Raw genomic sequence first — 6,577 nt, 5'->3', positions numbered from 1 at the left:
CCCGCTGCTGCGCCGGAACCTGCACCTCCGACACCGGCTTCGCCCGGTCAGTCTCCTGAGCCAGCCCCGGCCCCGGCCGACGAACCGGCGGCCCCGACCAATCCAGCCGCCGTTCCGGCGGACGAGCTGCCGTCTCCCGCAGGCCCCGCACCGGCCCGGTCGTCCGCGAAATAATCGCCGAACGGCTCCACAAAACGGCACGGCTCCACAAACGACGAGGCCGGCGATCGCTCGCCGGCCTCGCTGTTTCTGATCGTCTGGCTTCCGGTCAGGCCTTCTCGACCTGATCCTTGATCTTGGCCTTGCGCGACGAGCCGCGCTTCTTGGCGCCGCCAGGCAGATTCTCTGGCTTCGGCGTGACCGGGCCGTCGAGGAATTCGAAGCCGATCTTCTCCAGCTCGACGCCGGCGACGCCTTCGTCCTTGACCAGCACAACCCTGACGTGGCCGCCGCCCTTGAGCCTGCCGAACAGCACTTCGTCGGCCAGCGGCTTCTTGATGTGCTCCTGGATCACGCGGGACATCGGCCGGGCGCCCATCTGCTCGTCGTAGCCGTGCTGCACCAGCCAGGCCTTGGCCGGCTCGGACAGCTCGATGGTGACGTCGCGGTCGGCGAGCTGCGCCTCGAGTTGCAGCACGAACTTCTCCACCACCATGCCGATGACGTCGGCATTGAGATGCGCGAACGACACGATGGCGTCGAGACGGTTGCGGAATTCCGGCGCGAACTGCCGGTTGATCGCCTCGTGATCGTCGCCTTCACGCTTGCTGCGGGTGAAGCCGAACGCCTGACGCGCCAGATCCGCCGCGCCCGCGTTGGTGGTCATGATCAGGATCACGTTGCGGAAGTTGACCTGCTTGCCGTTGTGATCGGTGAGCCGGCCATGATCCATGATCTGCAGCAGCACGTTGTACAGATCCGGGTGCGCCTTCTCGATTTCGTCGAGCAGCACCACGCAGTGCGGATGCTGATCGACGCCGTCGGTCAAGAGACCGCCCTGGTCGAAGCCGACATAGCCGGGAGGAGCGCCGATCAGACGCGACACGGTGTGGCGCTCCATGTACTCCGACATGTCGAAGCGCAGCAGTTCGACGCCGAGCGACGACGCGAGCTGCTTGGCCACCTCGGTCTTGCCGACGCCGGTCGGACCGGAGAACAGATAGCAGCCGATCGGCTTCTCCGGTTCGCGCAGGCCGGCGCGCGCCAGCTTGATCGACGCCGACAGCGCCTCGATCGCCTTGTCCTGGCCGAACACCACGCGCTTCAGGGTCTGCTCGAGATGCTTCAGCACCTCGGCGTCGTCCTTCGACACGCTCTTCGGCGGAATTCGCGCCATGGTCGCAACCGTGGCTTCGATCTCCTTGATGCCGATCGTCTTCTTGCGCTTGTTCTCGGACAGCAGCATCTGCGCCGCGCCCGACTCGTCGATCACGTCGATCGCCTTGTCCGGCAGTTTCCGGTCATGGATGTAGCGCGACGACAGTTGCACCGCGGATTCGATCGCCTCGTTGGTGTACTTGAGCTTGTGATAGTCCTCGAAGTACGGCTTCAGCCCCTTCAGGATCGCGATCGCATCTTCGACGGTCGGCTCGTTGACGTCGATCTTCTGGAAGCGCCGCACCAGAGCGCGGTCCTTCTCGAAGTGCTGGCGGTATTCCTTATAGGTGGTCGAGCCCATGCAGCGGATGGTGCCCGAAGCCAAGGCAGGCTTGAGCAAATTCGAGGCATCCATCGCGCCGCCGGACGTGGCGCCGGCGCCGATCACGGTGTGGATCTCGTCGATGAACAGGATCGCGTTGGGGTGGGCTTCGAGCTCCTTCAAGACCTGCTTGAGACGCTCCTCGAAGTCGCCGCGATAGCGGGTGCCGGCGAGCAGCGTGCCCATGTCGAGCGAGAACACCGTGGCGGCGGACAAAACCTCCGGCACTTCGCCATCGACGATCCGCTTGGCGAGCCCTTCGGCGATCGCGGTCTTGCCGACGCCGGCTTCGCCGACGAACAGCGGGTTGTTCTTCTGCCGGCGGCACAGCACCTGGATCGCGCGGCTGATCTCGGCATTGCGTCCGATCACCGGGTCAATCTTGCCGTCGCGGGCCTTCTTATTGAGATTGACGCAATACGTCTCGAGCGCGTCGCCCTTCTTCTTGCCGTCGTCGCCCGCCTTGGTCTCGGTGTCTTCATCGACGCCGCGCACCGGCCGCGCTTCCGACACGCCGGGCCGCTTGGCGATGCCGTGACTGATGTAGTTGACCGCGTCGTAGCGCGTCATGTCCTGCTCCTGCAGGAAGTACGCAGCGTGGCTCTCGCGCTCGGCGAAGATCGCAACCAGCACGTTGGCGCCGGTCACTTCTTCACGCCCTGAGGATTGTACGTGGATCACCGCCCGCTGGATCACACGCTGGAAGCCCGCCGTCGGCTTGGCATCTTCGGAGCCGTCGGTAACCAGATTCTCGAATTCGGTTTCGAGATAGTTCACCAGGCTGGCGCGCAGCTTGTCGAGATCGACGCTGCAGGCGCGCATCACCGCGGCCGCGTCGGAATCGTCGACCAGGGACAGCAGCAGATGTTCGAGGGTTGCGTACTGGTGATGGCGCTCGTTGGCGATGGCGAGCGCGCGGTGGAGGGATTGCTCAAGGCTTTGCGAAAATGTCGGCATTGCGTCCTCTGTGTCCCCCGCTGATCATGATCGCCGCTGCACCGTGACGCAACAACAACCTTTCCAGATATAGTGTCCAAACCTGATCGCGAAAGACTGGTTCCGTATCAGTCCGTCCACCAAGCAAGTCCGGGAAAACCCGCCGGCTTGAATCAATGCAAAACCCGTTCCGAACGGCCGCACCGGGCGGCTATTTCTTCTCCATCACGCATTGCAGGGGATGCTGGTGCTTGCGCGCGAAGTCCATCACCTGCGTCACTTTGGTCTCGGCGATCTCGTAAGTGAAGACGCCGCACTCACCGATGCCGTGATGGTGGACATGCAGCATCACCTGGGTGGCCGCCTCGACGTCCATCTGGAAGAACTTCTCCAGGACGTGGACGACGAACTCCATCGGCGTGTAATCGTCGTTCAGGATCAGCACCCGATAGAGGCTGGGCCGCTTGGTGCGCGGCTTGCTCTTGGTGATGACCGAGGTCGACGGCGTGTTCGGGCCGGAGCGGCCTCCCTCGCCCGCCATCGCCATCGGCCGGGTCGTCGGGTCGCCGGCCGTGCCGGCAGCGAGGTGGCTCAGAGAAGATTGCAGCATGGCTTTCGGTATTTAGATCCCAGGGAACTTCCGAGACGCCGGAACCGCAACGTGCATTCAACGCGCAAAGCGCCGACGACGCCCGGCGCAGTGGCTCCCGGCACGACGCAGCGGCGGAATACGGTAAATATGGGTCGAGTGCGGATTTGCTGCAAGCGCGGAAATGCCGGAGGCGATCCCCGGCGGGAATTGTCCTCAACGCACCGGTCGGCGCAGCGGCCCGGTTAACCAATGGTTGCCCGATGGCGGCGAATCCGCGCCACCTCGTTCGGACACCGTCAAGCACGCTGACCCGCTCCGCGGTATTTGTTCAGCAGTTTAGCGAGTTTATGAGAATCATTTTACGGAGCGTTTATCCATCGCGCCCGATCCTCCGGCCGAAAGCCAGGATTCCGGTGCCGCCATGTCCATTGCCTCTCTTGCCGCCCGTCTGAACCGCGCCGCGCGCCGCTTTCCGGCCGCGAGCGGGGGCAACATCGCCGTGATATTCGGGATCGCCCTGCTGCCGCTGCTGGGTTTCGTCGGCGCCGCGGTGGACTATTCCCGCGCGTCTCGCGCCCGCACCGCCATGCAGAGCGCACTCGATTCCACCGCCCTCATGGTCGCAAAGGATCTCACGAGCGGCAAGATCACTGCAGAAAACGTTCAAAGCGCGGCCAACACTTACTTCACGAGCCTCTATAAGAACACCGACGCACCAAGTATCGACGTCACTGCGACGTACACCCCCAAAACGTCGTCCGAAAACGCCAAACTCACGGTGGGCGGCACCGGCTCAATCAACACCGAATTCATGAAGGTGATGAATATCTCGCAGATGTCTCTCGGCGCATCATCGACCACAACCTGGGGCGGAACACGGTTACGTGTGGCGTTGGCGCTCGACGTCACCGGTTCGATGGACAGCGCCGGCAAGCTCTCGGCGATGAAAACCGCAGCTAAGCAGCTCATCGACACTCTCAAGGCGACCTCAACCACCAAGGAAGACGTCTACATCTCGATCGTGCCCTTCAACGTCATGGTCAATGTCGGCCCCGGCAACAAGAACGCGACCTGGCTCGACTGGGACACGAGCTACGGAAGCTGCAAGTCGAAATACACCACAAAGAACGCCTGCCAAGCGGGCGGCGACTCTTGGAATTACTGGAGCAACACATGCCAGTCCCAGAAAACTCTGAAGAGCGCCTGCCAAGCCGGCGGTCACACCTGGACTGCCAGCAACGTCAACTCCTGGAAGGGCTGCGTCACTGATCGCACGCAGAACTACGACACAACCAAGACTGAGCCGACCTCCGCCACACCCGACACGCTGTTCCTGGCACAGAACTATTCGGACTGCATGGCGTCGCTGCTGCCGATGAAGTCGGCCTACGAGGCAACAGAGTCCGATAGCTCGACCGACGCCACCACGTTGAAGGGCCGGATCAACACCCTCGACGCTCAGGGCGGCACCAACCAGGGGATCGGCATGTTCTGGGCGTGGATGACGCTTCAGGCGACGGCGCCGCTGTATACGCCGGCGAAGGATTCGGAATACAAATATACCGACGCAATCGTGTTGTTGTCGGACGGCATGAATACAAAGAACCGTTGGTACGGCAATGGCTCGAACTGGTCGCCGCAGGTCGACGATCGGCAGAAGATCCTGTGCGATAACATTACCACCAAGGTCAACGGCGTACCGGAAACTACGATCTACACCATCCAGGTCAACACCAGCGGCGATCCAGAATCCTCGGTGCTGAAATACTGCGGCTCGACCGGCGGATTCTTCTCCACCACCACCGCGTCCGGCATCCAGAGCGCGTTCCAAGAGGTCGGAGCCTCGCTGACCAAGCTGCGGATCGCAAAATAGGCCGCACCGCGCGCGCCCACAGGTCTCGGTTTCCGCGCCCCCCACCCCGGGCCGCGTCTTGCGCCAACGGCCCGTTCAATCTCCGACGGCGACCGCCGGGCCGAGATGCTGCACTGCGGGATTGGCCTCATCCTTTCGAATCCTCGGCATTGACGCAACCCTTGCTTAACCTTTTGGAAACCGGCCGCTCCTAACCTCAGTCCCTAAACATTCGCGCTCGCCGAGAAAAGCCGCGTCAATTCAGCCGCTTATCCGCCTCTCGGGCGCAGCCGCTGGTGCCGGGCTAGCGAGTGATTCCAACGCTGGATTCTGACGTTTCCGGGCTGCGCGGGCTTAATTCTGCCTCACGGTCCGGTGAATGATGAAAGATCGGACGGGGACGTTCATGCACCGCAATATTTCTTTCCGCTCGCGCGCGCTGCGAGTTTGCGTGCTCGGCTTGGCCACGATCTCCGCTGCGGTGATCTTCACAACCGATACCGCCGATGCGAGGCGGCGCCACAAGAATCACGCCCGCCACCACGTCGAACGCAACGCCTACAATCCCGCCTTCGCCTCGATCATCGTCGATGGCAATTCGGGCGCGGTGCTCAGCGCCACCAACCCGGACAGCCAGCGTCACCCCGCATCGCTGACCAAGATCATGACGCTGTATTTGCTGTTCGAGCGACTCGAACAGGGCAAGCTTTCGCTCGACAGCGAAATGGAAGTGTCCGAATTCGCCTCCGGACAAGCCCCGACCAAGCTCGGACTGCGCCCGGGCCAGAAGCTGCGGGTCGAGGACGCGATCAAGGGTCTGGTGACTCGCTCGGCGAACGACGCCGCCGTGGTGATCGCCGAGACGATCGGCGGCAGCGAGGCTGAATTCGCCAGGATGATGACCCGCAAGGCGCGCGCCCTCGGCATGTCGCGCACCGTGTATCGCAATGCATCCGGCCTGCCCAACAGCGAGCAGGTCACCACCGCCCGGGACCAGTCGATCCTCGGCCGCGCCGTTCAGGATCGTTTCCCACGCTATTATCGCTACTTCTCGACCAGCGTATTCGCTTACCGCGGCCAGTCGATCCGGAACCACAACCGGCTGCTCGGGAGCGTCGAAGGCGTCGACGGCATCAAGACCGGCTACACCCGGGCCTCCGGATTCAATCTTGTCACCTCGATGCACCGCGGCAACCGCTTCCTGGTCGGCGTGGTGCTCGGCGGTCGCAGTGGCGGCTCGCGCGACGCCATCATGCGCAATCTGCTCGCCGAGAATCTGGAAAAGGGCGCGACCCGCCGGACCGTCGCCGCCATCACCGAGCGCTCGTCGGGTTCCGACGACATCGAGGTCGCGGAGACCAGCCGCAGCGCTCCCCCGGTCCAGGTGCAAGGTGCGGTTCAGGTCGCATCCGCCGCGCCCGAAACGGTGCTTCCAACGCCCCGCCCCGCCGCTCCGCTCACCCGTTCCGCCGCCGCCCCAGAACCAAAGCCCGAGCCC

Annotated in this window: 4 protein-coding genes; 2 read left to right on the top strand and 2 right to left on the bottom strand. The window is 63.3% G+C overall.

Annotated features, from left to right (window positions below; genetic code table 11):
- Positions 1 to 268: 268 nt before the first annotated feature.
- Together clpA and clpS are read right to left on the bottom strand one after the other, a co-directional pair.
- Positions 269 to 2,656, bottom strand: coding sequence for an ATP-dependent Clp protease ATP-binding subunit ClpA (gene clpA, locus DU475_RS22625; protein WP_013502002.1), 2,388 nt, complete (start codon positions 2,654 to 2,656; stop codon positions 269 to 271).
- 190 nt (positions 2,657 to 2,846) lie between these two features.
- Positions 2,847 to 3,176, bottom strand: a complete 330-nt coding sequence (gene clpS, locus DU475_RS22620) for an ATP-dependent Clp protease adapter ClpS (protein ID WP_164633391.1) — start codon at positions 3,174 to 3,176, stop codon at positions 2,847 to 2,849.
- Positions 3,177 to 3,648: 472 nt separating this feature from the next.
- Between clpS and DU475_RS22615 the strand changes: the two genes are divergently transcribed.
- Positions 3,649 to 5,100 carry a pilus assembly protein gene (locus DU475_RS22615; protein ID WP_047309179.1) on the top strand — a complete coding sequence of 484 codons (1,452 nt, stop codon included), beginning with the start codon at positions 3,649 to 3,651 and terminating at the stop codon, positions 5,098 to 5,100.
- 385 nt (positions 5,101 to 5,485) lie between these two features.
- The coding region (locus tag DU475_RS22610; protein ID WP_205524513.1) for a serine hydrolase at positions 5,486 to 6,577 on the top strand (1,092 nt) is incomplete at its 3' end.

Origin of the sequence: Rhodopseudomonas sp. WA056 (assembly GCF_010906995.1) — a bacterium.
GTDB classification, from domain to species: domain Bacteria; phylum Pseudomonadota; class Alphaproteobacteria; order Rhizobiales; family Xanthobacteraceae; genus Rhodopseudomonas; species Rhodopseudomonas palustris_G.
Note: the sequence above shows the minus strand (reverse complement) of the source record. Positions and strands in the feature narration are given on the sequence as shown.